This is a genomic window from Rhodanobacter panaciterrae, assembly GCF_014651895.1.
Classification (GTDB): domain Bacteria; phylum Pseudomonadota; class Gammaproteobacteria; order Xanthomonadales; family Rhodanobacteraceae; genus Rhodanobacter; species Rhodanobacter panaciterrae.
In genome coordinates, this window is record NZ_BMXT01000003.1 from 68,676 (window position 1) to 86,357 (window position 17,682).

Sequence of the window (17,682 nt, forward strand, 5' to 3'; positions counted from 1 at the left end):
AGACGCCATGTTTCGCACAAGCGTACTGACACTCGCATTGCAGCATTTTGTGTGCATTGAACGTCAAGAATTTGCGTTGACGTTCGCAAGAACTTGCTGTTAGTTTTCGTGATGTGCTCCACAGACTTTAAGTCGCGGTTAAAAGTCGCGGCTCTCTTCCACGGACATGACGATCGCTAACGAACGGGGGTTCGCAGCAGGCGGGAGCCGATGATGTTCTGAGTTGATCAGGCATCGTCGAGGTGAGGGGCGGGATGCGGGGGGCGAGTCATTGGACGACTGCGGCATGGTCGAAACAGCGGCTCTGGTGTATGCGCAGCGTAGTGCTTGCGGACCCATCCCCTCCGAGCATGACCAAGTAACCAATTTTCAGGCTGTGTGCGCGATTCGGGCGCGGTGGAAGAGTGCGCCTTGATTTTTTTGGTGCCGGCTGACGGCGCTATTTCAACGGGAGGGGTTTTGCACCATGAAGAACGTAATGACTCAGGCAGCAGCGGTGATCCTGACTGGCTTTTTCGCCAGTGCGGCGATCGCGGCTGATAAAAAGCCGGCGCCGCCGGTACAGCCAGTGAATACCGCTGGCGGTTCGCTGCAGATCGCTTTTATTGATCCGGTCACCAAGAAGCTGCGTGCGGCCACGCCGGAAGAAGCTGCCAATTTTGCAGCAAAGCTGGAAGCCCAGCGCGCGCTTCAGGCACAGCAGCCCAGCACGAGTGGCCGCCCGCGCACCGATGCCGAGGCGCTGAAGGCCGCTCGTACGGTGAGCGTCAACGGCTACACCATGGTCGTTGCCGACACTCCCGAGACCGAAGTCAATTATCTGATCGGCATGGTCGATGCCAACGGCAATTTGGTGGGGGCGCATTCCACCGGTGACGCTGCGACCACGACCGCCGCGGAGGTGACGAAATGATCCGTCGTAACAAGCTTTTCGCCGCCCTGATGGTCGCGGGTGTGCTGAGTCTGGCCGGCAATGCCATGGCCGCGACCCTCACCGTCATCAACAAGGACCCTGCTGGCCAGGGTCTCAACGATCCGAAGCCTGCCGCCCCGATCGGCGGCAACGTCGGCACCACCCGCGGCGAGCAGGCGCGCATCGTGTTCGAGTTCGCCGCCAACATGTGGGGCGCGGTCCTGAAGAGCGACGGCCCGATCGCGATCGACGCCAAATTCTCTCCACTGCAGTGCGACAGCACAGGCGTCGTCCTGGGCTCCACCGGCACCAACGGCACCGGGCGTTTTACAGTCGCCAATGGCGTACCTCCGGGTGCGAAAGCGGATATCTGGTATCCCGGCTCGATGGTCAATATGTTCATCGGCGGCGACGCCTCGCCGACCCAGTCCGAAATGACCATGTCATTCAACGGCGCGCTGGGTTCCACGTGCCTGCCCGATGGTGGCTGGTACTTCGGTCTGGATGGCAATACGCCGCAGGGCCAGAACAACCTGCTGAACGTGATGCTGCATGAAATGGGTCATGGCCTGGGCTTCAACTTCCGCAGCAACCTCACCAGCGGTGCGTTGAGCGGCGGCTTCGACGATATCTGGACGTCGTTCATGTACGACAACCAGGTCGGCAAGGCGTGGGCTGCGATGACCAATGCCGAGCGCGTGGCTTCGGTAAAGCGAGATGGCACGCTGGTGTTCCGCGGCCCCAACGTCGTGGCACAAGCACCCCTGGCCCTGGGCAAGCCGCCGGTGCTGAAGGTGACGGCTCCGGCCGCTGCGGCCGGTGACTACGTCTATGCAGCGGCTGCATTCGGCCCCACCCCCACCCCGGCGAACTTCAACGGTTCGGCCGTGGTGGCAGCGGATCCCACTGGGCTGGCTTGTGAAGCGTTGACCAATGCTTCGGACATCGCAGGGCATATTGCAATCGTTACGCGTGGCACCTGCGGCTTTGCTGTCAAGGCGCGCAATGCCGAGGCTGCTGGCGCCTCAGCCGTGATCATCGCCAACAATGTGCCGGGCGTGCTTACCGCCGCGGGCGATACGTTGCCGAACAACATTCCGACGATTCTGGTCAGCGATACGGACGGTGCCAAGCTCAAGGCGAACACCGCGGGCTCCAGCATGACGCTGGGCCTCGGTACAGGCCTGGCCGGCGCCGACGCGAACGGCAACGTGTTGATCTACACGCCGACGGTAGTGTCGCCGGGCTCGACGCTCTCGCATTTCGACACCCGTCTGTCGCCGAATGCGTTGATGGAACCTTTCGAAAGCTCCGACCTGAAGGGTCACATCAACCTCGACCTGTCGCCGGCCATGTACAAGGACGAAGGCTGGGTGCTGAATGAAACCGGCCAGATGCTGCTGAGCTGCAACACCGGCGTGCCGACCTGGGTCCCGGGCGGCAGCGTGATCGGCGCCAACGTGTATGCCAAGGCCAAGAATCTGGCCGCATCGGCGGCCAATATCGGCACTTACCGCGCGTCGATGCAGGCCTATGCAGCCGACCTGGCTACCCAGGAGTTGGTCACGGCACAGCAGGCCACCAGCCTGAATGCCTGCCTCAGCAATGCGGAAACGCAGAAGCAGTACAGGGCCTGGAGTCCGTTTGCGCCGGCCACCCTGCAGAACGGGCTGACGGTCGCTGGTCAGAGTGGAAAGGCCGGTAGCGCCAAGATCTACGAGCTTGATGTGCCGAGCGGTGCGATTGCCCTGACCCTGCGTACCCTGGGTGGCACGGGCGATGTGTCGATCTACGTGAAGGTGGGCGAGGCGGCTGATCCCACGAACTACACCTACAAGTCGGTCCATGCCGGTACCAACGCCGAGTCTGTTCTGATCGCACGTCCGGCTGCCGGTACGTACAGCGTCACGGTGTACGGCGAGACCGATTACAGCGGCGTGAGCGTTCTGGGCAGCTTCGCCAATACCCCGCAGTAAAGACGGAAGACAGCAGGAGCGGGTTCCGCTGAGACGGCGATCCGCTCCTGCCAATTCAACCGGATCGCGCGCATGCCCTCGGTTCAAACCGTTGCATGACGCCTCCGGGCGGAAAACGGGATCCTCGGCAAGCCGGGGATTCCGTACTGGAATTGCACGGCCGTATAGACGTCCGTTTGCCATGAATAAAGAAGCTACGCCATGGCGTGAATTGTGCTCGACATGCTCGATGCACTTCAGCCTGGCGCAACGAGGTGCGGAAGAGAGTTGTCCTGCGCCAAACAATTGAATGTCGAAATTACATGGGGAAGTCATGAACAAGATTTACAGCAAGGTCTGGAACAAGTCGTTGGGTATGCTCGTGGTGGCCTCGGAGCTGGCTCATGCGAACGGCAAGGGCAGCAGCGTCAAACGCGCGCGCGCCGCCGCCGCGACACTGGCTGTGAGTCTGGTCATGGCGACCAGTTCGGCGTATGCGGGCAATAGCTGCGATGCGTTTTACGGTGGTCCGGGCGCAACGGGTGCGCCGACGGCGACGGGCCAGGATGCGCTGTCGTGCGGCCTCTACGCCAACGCGAATGGCTTGCGCAGCGTTGCCCTCGGCTCCTGGAGTAACGCAACCGCAGACTACAGTGTTGCCCTCGGCAATGGGGCCACCGCCATGGGCGAGTACTCGATGGCATCGGGTGCGTTGAGCACGGCGTGGGGTCTGGGGAGTGTGGCGACGGGTTACAACTCGCTGGCGCTTGGCGACCACGCGGTGGCGACGGGCGCGAGCAGCTTTGCGATCGGCGAGGAGAGTTCGGCATACGGCTTCGGGTCGACGGCGGGTGGCGACTTCAGCACGGCGCTGGGTGCCGGCAGCGTGGCGCAGGGCACGGGTGCGTCGGCGATGGGTTGGGGTGCGGGTGCGCTGGGCGACTACAGCACGGCGTCCGGTTACGCCAGCATGGCCAGTGGTGCGAGCAGCGTGGCGACCGGTGTTGGCAGCGAGGCCACTGGTGACTTCTCGACGGCGTTGGGTGAGGGCACCGCGGCATCAGGCTATGCAGCCAGCGCAGTAGGTGCGGAAAGTGTGGCCAGCGGTGACTTGTCGATGGCGGTCGGCGTCGCCGCGACGGCGAGCGGTCAGCAATCGCTGTCAGCAGGTTACCTGGCGGCGGCTTCGAATGATGGAGCAACCGCGATCGGCGGACGAAGTGTAGCCAGCGGCTTCCTTGGCACGAGTGTGGGCTATGGTGCGCAGGCCATCGGCGACTCTTCGCTGGCAGCCGGCGTGAGCGCCCTTGCCAATGCAGCCAGCAGCACGGCGTTGGGCAATGGCGCGCAGGCGACGGCGGCGAACGCGGTGGCGCTGGGCAGCAACTCGGTGGCGAGTATCGCCAACACGGTGTCCTTAGGCCATCTGGCTACCGACGTGAATCCGGCCACAGGCACGGCCTACGGCAGTGCGCTGAATCGTCGTGTGACCAACGTGGCGGCCGGTACGCTGAGTGCGACCAGCACCGATGCGGTGAATGGCAGCCAGCTCAACACCACCAACACGAACGTGGCAGCGAATACGGCGAACATTGCGGCGAACACGGCGTCGATCAACACGATCAACAATACGGCGGTGTTCTACACGGATGCGACGCGCACAGCGGTGTCGCTGGGCGATGGCACGACACCGGTGACGGTGGGCAACGTGGCCAACGGTGTGGCCAATAACGACGCGGTGAACAAGGGTCAGTTGGATACGGTGGCGGCGACGGCAGCGGCGGCGACGCGCTTCTTCCAGGCGGACGGTGCGACGGATGGCAGCGAAGACGCGCTGGCATTCGGCGAGCACTCGACGGCGTCGGGCGCGAGCAGCTTTGCGATCGGCGAGGAGAGTTCGGCATACGGCTTCGGGTCGACGGCGGGTGGCGACTTCAGTACGGCGCTGGGTGCCGGCAGCGCGGCGATGGGCAGCGGTGCGTCGGCGATCGGCTGGGGGGCAGGTGCGCTGGGCGACCACAGCACGGCGTCCGGCTATGCGAGCTTCGCCAGCGGTGAGGACAGTGTGGCGACGGGTACCAACGCGCAGGCCCTCGGCGACGGCAGCGTAGCGACGGGTGGCTACAGCGTTGCCAGCGGCATCGAGGCGTCGGCCTCCGGTTACCTGGCGAGCGCTTCGGGTGATGTGGCGACGGCGGTGGGTAGTGAGAGCATCGCCAGTGGCGACGCTTCCCTGGCAGCGGGTTATGGAGCGACCGCTTCGAACGACTTCGCGACCGCCGTGGGTGAAGGCACGGTGGCGTCGGGTCTTGGCGCGAGCGCCGTAGGCGCGGAAAGCGTGGCCAGTGGCGACCTCTCGCTGGCGGTGGGCGCGTTGGCGACGGCCAGCAACACGTACGCGGTGGCACTGGGCACGTCGGCGACGGCCTCGGCGGCCAGCAGCATGGCGTTGGGCTATAGCGCCCAGGCGACGGCGGCGAACGCGGTGGCGCTGGGCAGCAACTCGGTGGCCGACGTGGCCAACACGGTGTCGGTGGGTACTGCAACGAGCCAGCGCAAGATCGTGAACATGGCGGCGGGTACGTTGAGCGCGACCAGCAAGGATGCGGTGAACGGCAGCCAGCTGTTCACGACCAATGCCAACGTGGCGGCGAACACGGCGAACATCGCGGCGAACACGGCGTCGATCAACACGATCAACAATACGGCGGTGTTCTACACCGATGCGACGCGCACAGCGGTGTCGCTGGGCGATGGCACGACACCGGTGACGGTGGGCAACGTGGCCAACGGTGTGGCCAATAACGACGCGGTGAACAAGGGTCAGCTGGATACGGTGGCGGCGACGGCAGCGGCGGCGACGCGCTTCTTCCAGGCGGACGGTGCGACGGATGGCAGCGAAGACGCGCTGGCATTCGGCGAGCACTCGACGGCGTCGGGCGCGAGCAGCTTTGCGATCGGCGAGGAGAGTTCGGCATACGGCTTCGGGTCGACGGCGGGTGGCGACTTCAGCACGGCGCTGGGTGCCGGTAGCGTGGCGCAGGGTACCGGCGCGTCGGCGATGGGCTGGGGGGCAGGTGCGCTGGGCGACTACAGCACGGCGTCCGGCTACAGCAGCTTCGCTTCGGGTGCCGACAGTGTGGCGACGGGTACCAACGCGCAGGCCCTCGGCGACGGCAGCGTAGCGACGGGTGGCTACAGCGTTGCCAGCGGTATCGAGGCGTTGGCTTCCGGTTACCTGGCGAGCGCTACGGGCGCGGTAGCGACGGCGATCGGTAGCGAAAGCCAGGCCAGCGGCGACGAATCGACGGCCGTCGGTTATTACAGTTCGGCATCGGGTCTAGGTGCCACGGCCCTGGGCGGAGAGAGCGTCTCCAGCGGCTACGCCGCGGTGGCGGTGGGTGCCGTGTCGACCGCGTCCGGCGACTATGCGGCTGCACTGGGCAGCTTCTCTACTGCCAGTGCCGCCAACAGCGTGGCCTTGGGCTTCAATACGGCGGCCAGCGCGAGCAACAGCGTGGCGCTGGGTGCCAACTCGGTGGCGGGTATCGCCAACACGGTGTCCGTGGGCCATCTGGCTACCGACGTGAATCCGAACACAGGCGTGGCTTACGGCAGTGCGCTGAATCGTCGTGTGACCAACGTGGCGGCCGGTACGCTGAGTGCGACCAGCACCGATGCGGTGAATGGCAGCCAGCTCAACACCACCAACACGAACGTGGCAGCGAATACGGCGAACATTGCGGCGAACACGGCGTCGATCAACACGATCAACAACACGGCGGTGTTCTACACCGATGCGGGCAAGACGGCGGTGGCGTTGGGTACGGCGGGCACGCCGGTGACGGTGAGCAACGTGGCCGACGGTGTGGCCAATAACGACGCGGTGAACAAGGGTCAGCTGGATACGGTGGCGGCGACGGCAGCGGCGGCGACGCGCTTCTTCCAGGCGGACGGTGCGACCGACGGCAGCGAAGACGCGCTGGCCTATGGCGAGCACTCGGTGGCTGCCGGTGCGAACAGCAGCGCGATCGGCGTGGAGAGTGCGGCGTATGGCTCCGGTTCGGGTGCCATGGGCGACAACAGCGTGGCGCTGGGTGCGGGTAGCTTCGCGTTCATGACAGGTTCGTCGGCGATCGGTTCGCTGTCCACGGCGCTGGGTGCATTCAGCACGGCGACCGGTTACACCAGTGTGGCCAGCGGTGACTACAGCGTGGCGACCGGCAACAACGCGCAAGCCAGCGGTGCCGGCAGCGTGGCGACCGGCAGCGATAGCGTTGCCAGCGATGTCGGTGCCTCGGCCTACGGCAACGGTGCAAAGGCGACCGGTCTGAACAGCACGGCCGGCGGCACCGGGTCGTTGGCCAGCGGCGAAGAGGCGTTGGCGTCGGGTTACGGTGCAAATGCATCGGACGATGGCGCGACGGCGATCGGTAGCGAAAGCGAAGCCAGCGGCATCGAGTCGACAGCGGTCGGGTATGCCACCTCGGCATCGGGTCTGGGTTCTACCGCCCTGGGCGCTGAAAGCGTTTCGAGCGGATACACCTCGCTGGCGGTGGGCGCGTTGGCGAATGCGTCAGGCGACTATGCGGCTGCACTGGGTAGTTTCTCTACCGCCAGTGGCGCAAGCAGCGTGGCGGTAGGCGAGAGCAGCATGGCCACTGGCGACGAAAGCGTAGCGCTCGGCGGCAGCGCTGCTGGCGGCGCCTTTGTTACCGAAGCTTCCGGTTACGGCGCGACGGCGCTGGGTGCAGGCAGCTACGCAACGGGTGATTTCTCGTCGGCGGTGGGTTGGCTGGCCGGATCGGATGCGGTCAACGGCACGGCGCTGGGTGCAGGTGCGTGGGTGCAAGCCACGGCCAACAATGCGGTGGCGCTGGGTGCGCAGTCGCTGGCTGACCGTGCCAACACGGTGTCGGTGGGCAGTGCCGGCAGCGAGCGTCAGATCACCAACGTGGCAGCCGGTACGCAGGCCACGGATGCGGTGAACAAGGCTCAGCTCGACGCAGTCGCAGCACAGGCCGGTCAGCTGGATGCGCTGGCGGTGAAGTACGACGATGCCAACAAGGATCAGATCACTCTGGCTGGTGCCAACGGCACCCGGATCAGCAATCTGCAGGCCAGTGATGTGTCGAGCGATGCCGCCACTGTGGGGCAGATCGAAGACGTGCTGAGTGCCTTCGGCGGTGGTGCGATGTTGCAGGCAGGCGGTGCGATCACCATGCCGAGCTACGCCATTCAGGGCGGCAGCTACAACAACGTCGGCGACGCCCTGGGTGCACTGGACTCGGTGTTGAGTGGGGCCTTGGCCAACATCGACAGTCTCGACAGCCGGATGACTTCGTTGGAACAGGGTGCTGCCAACGGCGGAATCACCAACTCGCGTGTGGCGGTCGATGGTGCGGACGACGGCAGTGATGCGGCCAGCGTGATGTCCGGTTCCAAGGGCGTCGCACTCGGCTCCAACGCCGAGGCTGGTGGCGATCACGGCACGGCGGTGGGTGGCGACAGCTATGCCGCCGGACCGAATGACACCGCGATCGGCGGCAATGCCAAAGTGAACGCTGATGGCAGCACCGCGGTCGGTGCCAACACCACCATCGCAGCGGCGGCGACCAACGCGGTAGCGGTCGGTGAAGGGGCGTCGGTGACGGCGGCTTCCGGTACCGCGATCGGTCAGGGCAGCTCGGCTACGGCGGCCGGTGCGGTCGCTCTGGGCCAGGGTTCGGTGGCCGATCGCGCTAATACAGTGTCGGTGGGTACGGCGGCGAACAACCGGCAGATCACCAACGTCGCGGCCGGCACGCAGGCTACCGATGCGGCCAACCTGGGCCAAGTACAGGATGCGTTGGTGACGGCCAAGGGCTATACCGACGCCAGCGCCCAGCAGACCTTGCAGAGCGCGAAGTCGTATACCGACCAGAAGGTCAGCAGCTTTGCCACCACCAGCGACGTCAACTCGCTGCGTGACCAGGTCAACAACCAGTTCCACGTGATGGACAAGCGTGTGAACCAGGTCGGCGCGATGGGTACGGCGATGGCGCAGATGGCGTTCAGCACCCAGGGCATCAACACGGACAACCGGCTGGGTGTGGGCGTGGGCGGTTACCACGGCCAGGCAGCCCTGTCGGTGGGTTACTCGCGGCAGTTGTCGCCAAGGGCGAACGTGACCTTCGGTGCGGCGGTCAGCGGTAACGAGAGCTCCGGCGGTGTGGGCGTGGGTATCGGCTGGTAAGAGCCGGCAGCGGCCCGGCTTGCCGGGTCGCTGGGCTGGACGGAAACCGGCGCCCTGGTGGCGCCGGTTTTTTGTGCGGGACGACGCAATTACCGGGTGCCGGACAGATCATTCCCCTGGCGCGTCCGGGCATGCTCGCCTGTCGTTGGCCGGATGTGATACCAATGGCGTTTGCCGCGTGAGCGTCGGGGGGCGTTGACGGGGCAATCGCATGAACTTGAGTGGGGTGGATGGATGTCGGCAGCCATTGAGCCGGTGACCAGCGGGGCAGACAAGATGCCGGACAGTCGCGAGGCGGAAGTCTGCGCATGGCTGGTTGCGCGTGGTCGTCTGAAAGACAGCGATCTGGGTCGCGCACGCCGGTTGCACGAGGAATCGTCCGAGGGCACGTTGACCACCTTGATGGCCACGCTCGGGCTGGTGTCCGAGCGTGACCTGGCCGAAGCGTGGGCCGAATTGCTGCAGGTGCCGCTGCTGTCCGCGCGCGATGCGCCGGAAATGCCGCCGGCCGATCTGGACATATCGCTGCGCTTTCTCAAGCAGCAGCATGTCGTGCCGGTACACGACGAGGTGGATGGACTGGCCTTGATCGTGTCCGATCCGGCCGATCCGTATCCGCGGCAGGCGGTCGAGCTTGCTGCCGGTCGACCGGTGGCGTTGCGGGTGGGCCTGCGTTCGGAAATCGACGGCCTGATCGAACGTTATTACGGCAGCGGCCGCTCGGCGATGGGCACGATCGTGGAGAACCTCGATGGCAGCGCTGCCGAAGAGGATGACGTCGAGCACCTGCGTGATCTGGCTTCCGAGGCGCCGGTCATCCGGTTGGTCAATCTTATTCTTCAGCGCGCGGTCGAACAGCGCGCGTCCGACGTGCACATCGAACCGTTCGAGAACCGACTGAAGGTGCGCTACCGCATCGACGGCGTATTGCATGAAGTGGAAGCGCCGCCGTCGTCATCCACCGCGGCGGTAATCTCGCGCGTGAAGATCATGGCGCGCTTGAACATCGCCGAGCGCCGCCTGCCGCAGGACGGCCGCATCCAGTTGCGCGTTCAGGGCAAGGAACTCGATCTGCGCGTGTCGACCGTGCCGACCAGCTTCGGCGAGTCGGTGGTGATGCGCATCCTCGATCGCGAATCGGTGGTGTTCGATTTCGAATCGCTCGGCTTCACCGACAGCTTCAAACAGCGCTTCGTCGATGTGCTGGAAAAGCCGCACGGCATCCTGCTGGTGACCGGTCCGACCGGTTCGGGCAAGACCACCACGCTGTACACCGCGCTGTCGCAGATCAACACCAACGACGTCAAGATCATCACGGTCGAGGATCCGGTCGAGTACCAGCTCGAAGGCATCAACCAGATCCAGGTGAAGCCGCAGATCGGGCTGGATTTTTCAGGCGCCTTGCGTTCGATCATGCGCCAGGACCCGGACGTGATCATGATCGGCGAAATGCGCGATCTGGAAACCTGCCGCATCGCGATCCAGTCCGCGCTCACCGGCCATCTGGTGCTGTCCACGCTGCACACCAACAGCGCGGCCGGCGGCATCACGCGCCTGCTCGACATGGGCGTGGAGGATTACCTGCTCGGCTCGACCATCAACGGCATCCTGGCGCAGCGGCTGGTGCGCCGGCTCGATCCGGAAACCGCGATTGCCTATGAGGCCTTGCCGGAAGTGATCGCGCAATTCGAACTGGAGAAATACACCGACGAGCGGCCGATCCGGCTGTGGAAACCCGGCAGTAGCGCAGCCAATCCCAGCGGTTACCGCGGCCGCCGCGCGATCATGGAATTCCTCACCATGAGCGACCCGCTGCGCCGGCTGGTGATGCAACGCGCCAACGAAGGTGAGATCGAACGGCAGGCACGTGCCGAAGGCATGCGCACAATGTACGAGGACGGCATCGCCAAGGCCGTGGCTGGTATCACCACGCTGGAAGAGGTCCTGCGCGTGACGCAGGAAGGCTGACGTGGCGCAGTTCCGTTACAAGGCGGTCAACGACGCTGGCGAGATGCTGCAGGGCCAGATGGAGGCGGCCAGCGTCGAGGAAGTGATCGGGCGTCTGCAGGATCAGGGCCATACCCCGCTGGAAGCGCAGCCAGCCGATGGTGCGGCCGGCGGCAGCGGTCTCGCGGCGTTGTTCAAGCGCGGTCCGTTCACGGGCGATCAGCTGGCCCAGTTCACCCACCAGCTGGCGACCTTGCTCGGTGCCGGCCAGCCGCTGGATCGCGCGCTCAGCATCCTGCTCGACCTGCCCGAGAGCGAGAGCGCGAAGAAGCTGATCGAGCGCGTGCGCGATCGTGTACGCGGCGGCAACACCTTGTCTTCGGCACTGGATGAAGAGCATGGCGTATTCCCCAAGCTGTACATCAGCCTGGTGCGCGCCGGCGAGGCGGGTGGTTCGCTGGAGGAAACGCTGCGCCGGCTCGCCGATTATTTGGAGCGCGCGCAGGCGATGCGCGGCAGCATCGTCAATGCACTGATCTATCCCGCATTCCTGATGGTCGGCGTGCTCGGTTCGCTGGTACTGCTGCTGGCCTACGTGGTGCCGCAGTTCGTGCCGATCTTCGAGGACATGCAGGTACCGATTCCGTGGATCACCCAGGCCGTGCTGATACTTGGCAACACGCTGCAGACGTGGTGGTGGCTGATCCTGCTGCTGATTGGTGGTGGCGTGTTCGTCTGGCGCGCGCGTCTGCGCGAACCGGCCGCGCGGCTCGCCTGGCATACCAAGTTGCTGACCTTGCGCCTGATCGGTCCGCTGCTGCTGAAGGTGGAGACGGCGCGGATCGCGCGCACGCTTGGCACCTTGCTGAAGAACGGCGTGCCGCTGTTGAGTGCGCTGACCATCGCGCGCCAGGTCACCGGCAATCTCGCGCTGGATACGGCGTTGAGCGCGGCGCACGAACAGGTCAAGGGCGGCGCCGGGCTCAGCTTCGCGCTGGGGCAGTCGAAACTGTTCCCGCGGCTGGCGATGCAGATGGTGCAGGTCGGCGAGGAAGCCGGCCAGCTCGACACCATGCTGCTGAAAGTGGCCGATACATTTGAACTTGAGTCCAAACGCGCGATCGATCGTTTACTGGCTGCGCTGGTGCCGGCGCTGACCATCGTGATGACGGTGATGGTGGCGATCATCATGGCAGCGATCCTGCTGCCGCTGCTCAGCCTGACCAGCAATATCCAATAGCCATTCCCTTCGCAGATTTGAGGTGATTCCCATGCAGTACAGACAACCACGACGCATCGGCTTGAACGCCGGTTTCACCCTGCTCGAAATGCTCGCGGTGATCGTGCTGATCGGCATCATCGGTGCCGTAGTGGTGACCCAGGTCGGCAAGAACGTCGACAAGGGCAAGTACGGCGCCGGCAAGGCACAGCTGACGACGCTGAGCCAGAAGATCGAGAACTACGCGCTCGACAACGGCGCGCCGCCGCAGCAGCTGGAGGATCTGCTGGTGAAGCCGGCCAACGCGGCCAACTGGCAGGGGCCGTATGCGAAGGAGTCCGAGCTGAAGGATCCGTGGGGACATGCCTTCGGCTATCAGTACCCGGGCCAGCACGGCAATTTCGACCTGATTTTCTACGGTCAGGACGGCAAGCCCGGTGGCGACGGTTATAGCCAGGACGTGGGTAACTGGCAGTAAGCCATGAAGGCATCGCGCGCCCGCGGTTTCACCCTGCTCGAAATGCTGGCGGTGATTCTGTTGATCGGCATTGCGGCGGCAGCGGTGTCGATCTCGGTGACGCAGGGGCTGGCCAGCGCGCGCGTGCGCGCCGCCAGCAGCGAGCTGGCGGGTGCGTTGCGTGCCACCCGCGCGCAGGCGATCGTGCGCGGGCAGGAACAGCACTTCGATATCGACACCCGCACGAACAGCTACCTCAATGTGAAGCAGCAGGACGTGCGGCTGCCGAAGGGGTTGAAGGTCAGCATCACCAGCGCGAAGGAAGACCAGCCGAACGATCACACCGGGCGCATCCGCTTCTTCCCCGACGGCAGTTCCACCGGCGGGCGCATCACCTTGCAGAGTGGCAAGCGCGAGTGGCATGTCAACGTGTCGTGGCTGACCGGTGAAGTGCGTGTGGTCGACACGGTGGCGGTGCGATGAACGGCATACGCCGGCAGCAGGGCTTCAGCCTGCTCGAGGTGATCGCGGCAATCATGCTGCTGGCGATCGCATTCACCGCGTTGATGAAAGTGGCCGGCGCATCGATCAGCCTGAGCCACAACGCGGCCGAACACAGCCAGGCCGCGATGTGCGCGCGCAGCCTGCTCGACAGCGTGTTCGTGGGTGAACCGATCAAGTCGGGCAGCAGTTCGGGGAAATTCGACCAGCAGTACCGCTGGCAGCTCAACGTGACGCCATGGAACCAGACCGGCAACGCTGCCCCGGGTGTATCGCTGCATCTCTATCAGCTGGACTTGGACGTGTTGTGGGGGCCGCTGGCGCATCCGCGTTCGGCGCACTTCCGTACCTTGCGGCTGGGCGGTCCGGACGCTGCCAACAGCATGCAGGCAGCGCCATGAAGCGTGCCGCCGGCTTTACGTTGCTGGAAGTGCTCGCCGCGCTGGTGCTGCTGGCGCTGTTGCTGGTCGGCGTGTATTCGGGCATTCGCACCGCCACCCACAGCGTACGCTCGGGCACCGCCGCGATCGAACGGCTTGATCAGATCCGCTCGGCCCAGCAGTTCCTGCGGCGCGAGCTGGCGCAGAGCCTGACCCAGCCGATCAGCCATACCGATCAGGGCGAGCCGATCTATTTCGTCGGCAGCGCGCACGAGATGCGCTATGTCGCGCCGCTGCCCGGCTATCTCGGCAAGCTCGGGCCGCAGTTGCAGCGGCTGCAGCTGGTCGACGACGGTCATGACGGATTGCGGCTGGAATTGAGCCTGACCTTGCTGCCGCCGGACGGCAGGCCACCGCAGCCGCTGGGTGAGCCGCAGGTGCTGCTCGATCACATCAAGGAGGGCAGCTTCAGTTATCGCGGTGTCGATGGTCAGGGCGCCGCCGTGCCGTGGGTAACGGCATGGGTCGATGGCAGGGTGCTGCCGCAGCTGGTGCGGATCAAGCTGCAGTCGCCCGGCAACGTCGAGTGGCCGCAACTGGACGTGCCGTTGCGGGTCAATCCGGTACAGCCCAACGTGTTGCAGCGGATGGGTCTGCGCGGCAGGAGCACGCCATGAGATGGCAGTCGCTGCCGCGTCGTGCGAATCAGCGCGGGGTCGCCCTGTTGCTGGTGCTGTGGGCATGCACCTTGCTGGCGATCCTGCTCGGCGGTTATGCCGCACTGGCGCGTACCGAAGGCCTGCAGGCGCGTTATCAGTTTGCGCAGACTCAGGCGCATTACGCCGCCGAGGCCGGCTTGATGCGTGCCGCCTACGGCTTGCAGGATCCGGTGGCGAAGCAGCGCTGGATCGGCGACGGCCGGCCTTACACCTTCCAATACGACAACGCCACGATCTCGCTGTCAGCGATCGACGAGAGCGGCAAGGTCGATCTCAACACCGCTACGCCCGAGGTACTGCAGGCACTGTTCCATGCCACAGGGTTGAAGCCGGCCGATGCGCAGGTGCTGGCTGATCGTGTGGTGGACTGGCACAGTCCGGCCAGCCTCGGCGATGAGGCTGATACCGAGCGTGCCAAGTATGTGGGGGCCGGACGCGACTACGGTCCTCGCCATGGGTCGTTTGCCAGCATCGAGGAGTTGCAGATGGTGCTTGGCATCACGCCGGCGCTGTATCGGCAGCTGGAGCCGGTGGTAACGATCTGGTCGGGCACCGCGAGCCCGAACCCGAATACCGCGCCGCCGTTGGCGCTGGCCGCGATTCCGGGGATGACGCCGGAACAGCTGGTGGCGATCCAGGCCGCACGCAGCCGGCAGGCGAACGACCCAAGTCTGGCTCTCGGCAATGGAACAACGCATAGTATCCGGTCGGAGGCCACGCTGGCCGACGGCACGCACGCCGTCCTGCGTGCCACGATTCGTTTGACGGGACAGGGGAGCGCACAACCGTACGTGGTGCTGCGCTGGCAGGAGGGTGAGGCAGAATGAGTACGGCAACGCAGTCGCTGCAGCCGTTGATGGATCGCGTACGCCGCGGCTGGCGGGCTTCGCCGTTGCCGGGATTCCTGGGTTGGTGGGGTGGCGAGCTGCGCAATCTGCTGCCGTTGCGCTGGCGCGGCTGGTTCGGCAGTGGCGCGGACTGGCATCTGCTGCAGCACTCCGAGGTCGCGGCGCAATGGACGCTGCGCCGTTGTGGTTACGCCGAACCGTTGGCGAGCTGGGACGACAGCGTCGACGTCGCAACCGGCGATGCGCACCTCCCACCGGCTGCACTGGACGCCGCGTTGCGCCATGTCGATCGCGAAGATCGGCGCCTGGCGCTGCTGATGCCGGGCGCCGTCGTGTTGCGCCGTCCGCTGGCGTTGCCGCTGGCCGCGCGCGACAACCTGCGACAGGTCGTCGGGTTCGAGATGGACCGGCAGACGCCCTTCAACATGGCACAGGTGTACTACGCCGTGCGCGAGTTGGGCACGCCAGCGGCTGCGGGCCGTTTCAACGCGGAGCTGGTGGCGGTCACCCGTGGCACGCTGGATCCGTTGCTGGCGCGTCTGCATGCGCAAGGCGTTTCGATCGACGCGGTGGACGTGGCGGTGGCGAACGATCGCCTCGGCGTCAACCTGTTGTCGCCGGAACAGACGCCGCATCGCGCGCGTCCGCGCCGGCGCCTGAATCTGGCGCTGGCTGGCGCCTGCGTGTTGTTGCTGGTGCTGGTGCTCAGCGCGTGGCTGCATAACCGCGAGGCGGCACTCAGCCAGATGCAGGCCGAGGTCGACAGCATGCGCAGCGAGGCGCAGCAGGTGGTCGCGCTGCGTCAGCAGCTGCAGGACAACGCCGGCGCGGCCGGTTTCCTGGCCCAGCGCAAGAAGAACACCGTCAGCATGCTCAGCCTGCTGCAGGAAGCCACCGCGCGGTTGCCGGACAGTGCGTGGCTGGAGCGTTTCAGCGTCGACAACACCGGCCAGATCGGTTTTCAGGGGCAGAGCCAGCAGGCGACGAAACTGCTCGACGCCTTGAAGGACTCCACGCTGATCACCGATGCCAGTTTCCAGGGCAGCATCCAGCCGGATCCAACCACCGGCAAGGAGCGTTTCTACCTGACCGCGCGGGTGCATCAGCCCACCGCCGGCAAGGCGAAGTCGCCGGCTCCGGCCAGCAGCGGGAGTGCGCCATGAAGATGACTGCACTCAATCCGCGCGACAGCCGCATCGTGGCGATCGGTTTGTTGCTGCTGGCCTTGCTGCTGGCTTATTTCGTGTTGCTGCACTGGTGGTTCGTGGCGCCGTTGCAGCAGATCCGCAGTGACATGGCCGACCTGCGGGATACCCACAGCCGCTACGCCGCCGCGATCGCCGAGAAGCCGGCTTTGCAGCAGCGCATCGCCACGCTCGGCGCCGGCCAGGCCGCCAGCAGCGCGTTCCTGGCGGCGGATGATCCGAACACGGCCGCGGCCGATCTGATGCAGCGCGTGGTCGACGTGGTCGCCAGCAACACGAAGGGCGGCAGCTGCGTGGTAAGTCAGAAGATGCCGTTGCCGAATCCACCCGTCAGTGCCGGTGAGCCGTACCGCAAGGCGGCGGTAAGCATCAGCCTGAGCTGCGACGTCGAGCCGCTGGCGGCCGTGCTGCAAGCGCTGGAACAGGGCACGCCGTACCTGTTTGTCGACGATATCGGCATCTATCGCAATCCGGTGGCGGCGCAGCAGAATCATGCGGCGCCGCTGGAAGTGCAGTTCACTCTGTCCGGCTATGTGCGGCCAGCGCGCAGCGCGCCCGCGCCTGCGTCATCCAGCGAGCCGCCCGTTAGCGCGGGAGCGACGCCATGAACGCCGCCAACCAACGCCAATTGACGCCGATTCTGGCAGCGATTGCGGCACTGCTCGGCGCCGTGTTGTTGCTGCTGTTGAGCGGCATCGGTCGCGGTGCGCAGTGGGATGCGCCGCGCGCGCTCGCCGCGTTGCCGCCGGTTGGCAATCCGGCCGATCTGCCGCAGCCGTTGCCGCTGCAGCAGTTTGCGCTGGTCTGGCAGAAACCGCTGTTCAGCCCCGACCGCAAACCGGTGGCGCATGCGGCCGATGGTGGCAGCAACCTCGGTGATCTCGAACTGACCGGCATCATCCTCACGCCCGATCTGCACATGGCCTTGCTGCACGACAAGAACGGCGACAAGCAGGTACGCCTGCACGAAGGCGAGTCGCTGCCCGATGGCAGCGTGAAGCTGGTCGAGGTGCGTCCACGCTCGGCACTGTTCGATTCGTCCGCGGGCCGCACCGAACTGAAGCTGCCAGCTGGCGCTCTGATCGACGACAACACGACGGCTGCGACTGCAGCCTCATCTGCGAATGCAGGTCCGGGTGCCGGTACGATCATGCGCGTCGAGCCGGGGGCTGCGGGAATGGGTACGCCGCCGCAACAGTCCGCGCCGAACCCCGCCGCAGAATCGGCCGCCGAGCGGTTGCGCCAGAGTATCCAGAAACGTCGGGCTGCCCGTGCCGCCGCGGCCAATGAAGGAGTACGTTGA

The 17,682-nt window shown here is 65.4% G+C and carries 13 protein-coding genes; all 13 read left to right on the forward strand.

Features of this window, described 5'->3' with window-relative positions; all coding sequences use genetic code 11:
- Positions 1-496: 496 nt before the first annotated feature.
- The 13 genes from IE071_RS13805 (at position 497) to IE071_RS13935 (ending at position 17,682) form a co-directional block, all read left to right on the forward strand.
- Positions 497-913 (forward strand): post-PEP-CTERM-1 domain-containing protein, encoded by a 417-nt coding sequence (locus IE071_RS13805; RefSeq protein WP_189441982.1) that lies wholly within the window; start codon positions 497-499, stop codon positions 911-913.
- The gene (locus tag IE071_RS13810) at positions 910-2,889 is read left to right on the forward strand and encodes a PA domain-containing protein (RefSeq protein WP_189441983.1); all 1,980 of its coding nucleotides are present in this window, start codon (positions 910-912) and stop codon (positions 2,887-2,889) included. Before IE071_RS13805 ends, IE071_RS13810 begins: the two co-directional genes overlap by 4 nt.
- Positions 2,890-3,202: 313 nt before the next feature.
- A complete protein-coding gene (locus tag IE071_RS15945; RefSeq protein WP_268244965.1) occupies positions 3,203-9,103 on the forward strand; it encodes an ESPR-type extended signal peptide-containing protein in 5,901 nt (1,966 codons plus the stop codon).
- A gap of 234 nt (positions 9,104-9,337) precedes the next feature.
- The gene (gene gspE / locus IE071_RS13890) at positions 9,338-11,071 is read left to right on the forward strand and encodes a type II secretion system ATPase GspE (protein WP_425503463.1); all 1,734 of its coding nucleotides are present in this window, start codon (positions 9,338-9,340) and stop codon (positions 11,069-11,071) included.
- Between the two features lies 1 nt (position 11,072).
- Positions 11,073-12,290 (forward strand): type II secretion system inner membrane protein GspF, encoded by a 1,218-nt coding sequence (gspF, locus tag IE071_RS13895; RefSeq protein WP_189441984.1) that lies wholly within the window; start codon positions 11,073-11,075, stop codon positions 12,288-12,290.
- A 31-nt stretch (positions 12,291-12,321) separates the two neighbouring features.
- Entirely contained in the window at positions 12,322-12,747 is a 426-nt protein-coding gene (gene gspG / locus IE071_RS13900) for a type II secretion system major pseudopilin GspG (protein WP_189441986.1), read from the forward strand.
- 3 nt (positions 12,748-12,750) lie between these two features.
- Complete coding sequence (locus IE071_RS13905) at positions 12,751-13,209, forward strand: GspH/FimT family pseudopilin (protein WP_189441988.1); 459 nt, start codon at positions 12,751-12,753, stop codon at positions 13,207-13,209.
- Positions 13,206-13,628, forward strand: coding sequence for a type IV pilus modification PilV family protein (locus IE071_RS13910; RefSeq protein ID WP_189441990.1), 423 nt, complete (start codon positions 13,206-13,208; stop codon positions 13,626-13,628). The genes IE071_RS13905 and IE071_RS13910 overlap by 4 nt, the downstream gene beginning before the upstream one ends.
- Positions 13,625-14,284 carry a prepilin-type N-terminal cleavage/methylation domain-containing protein gene (locus tag IE071_RS13915; RefSeq protein ID WP_189441992.1) on the forward strand — a complete coding sequence of 220 codons (660 nt, stop codon included), beginning with the start codon at positions 13,625-13,627 and terminating at the stop codon, positions 14,282-14,284. Before IE071_RS13910 ends, IE071_RS13915 begins: the two co-directional genes overlap by 4 nt.
- Positions 14,281-15,153: a type II secretion system minor pseudopilin gene (locus IE071_RS13920; protein WP_189441993.1), complete on the forward strand. Its 873-nt coding sequence runs from the start codon at positions 14,281-14,283 to the stop codon at positions 15,151-15,153. Before IE071_RS13915 ends, IE071_RS13920 begins: the two co-directional genes overlap by 4 nt.
- A complete protein-coding gene (locus tag IE071_RS13925; protein WP_189441995.1) occupies positions 15,150-16,337 on the forward strand; it encodes a PilN domain-containing protein in 1,188 nt (395 codons plus the stop codon). The genes IE071_RS13920 and IE071_RS13925 overlap by 4 nt, the downstream gene beginning before the upstream one ends.
- A complete protein-coding gene (gene gspM, locus IE071_RS13930; protein ID WP_189441997.1) occupies positions 16,334-16,987 on the forward strand; it encodes a type II secretion system protein GspM in 654 nt (217 codons plus the stop codon). Before IE071_RS13925 ends, gspM begins: the two co-directional genes overlap by 4 nt.
- A complete protein-coding gene (locus IE071_RS13935; RefSeq protein WP_189441999.1) occupies positions 16,984-17,682 on the forward strand; it encodes a general secretion pathway protein GspN in 699 nt (232 codons plus the stop codon). Before gspM ends, IE071_RS13935 begins: the two co-directional genes overlap by 4 nt.

Coding starts and splice junctions, on each gene's coding strand:
- IE071_RS15945 (WP_268244965.1), top strand. CDS start 3,203: ATGAACAAGATTTACAGCAAGGTCTGGAACAAGTCGTTGGGTATGCTC.
- gspG (WP_189441986.1), top strand. CDS start 12,322: ATGCAGTACAGACAACCACGACGCATCGGCTTGAACGCCGGTTTCACC.
- IE071_RS13905 (WP_189441988.1), top strand. CDS start 12,751: ATGAAGGCATCGCGCGCCCGCGGTTTCACCCTGCTCGAAATGCTGGCG.
- IE071_RS13935 (WP_189441999.1), top strand. CDS start 16,984: ATGAACGCCGCCAACCAACGCCAATTGACGCCGATTCTGGCAGCGATT.
- gspE (WP_425503463.1), top strand. CDS start 9,338: ATGTCGGCAGCCATTGAGCCGGTGACCAGCGGGGCAGACAAGATGCCG.
- IE071_RS13910 (WP_189441990.1), top strand. CDS start 13,206: ATGAACGGCATACGCCGGCAGCAGGGCTTCAGCCTGCTCGAGGTGATC.
- gspM (WP_189441997.1), top strand. CDS start 16,334: ATGAAGATGACTGCACTCAATCCGCGCGACAGCCGCATCGTGGCGATC.
- IE071_RS13925 (WP_189441995.1), top strand. CDS start 15,150: ATGAGTACGGCAACGCAGTCGCTGCAGCCGTTGATGGATCGCGTACGC.
- IE071_RS13920 (WP_189441993.1), top strand. CDS start 14,281: ATGAGATGGCAGTCGCTGCCGCGTCGTGCGAATCAGCGCGGGGTCGCC.
- IE071_RS13810 (WP_189441983.1), top strand. CDS start 910: ATGATCCGTCGTAACAAGCTTTTCGCCGCCCTGATGGTCGCGGGTGTG.
- IE071_RS13915 (WP_189441992.1), top strand. CDS start 13,625: ATGAAGCGTGCCGCCGGCTTTACGTTGCTGGAAGTGCTCGCCGCGCTG.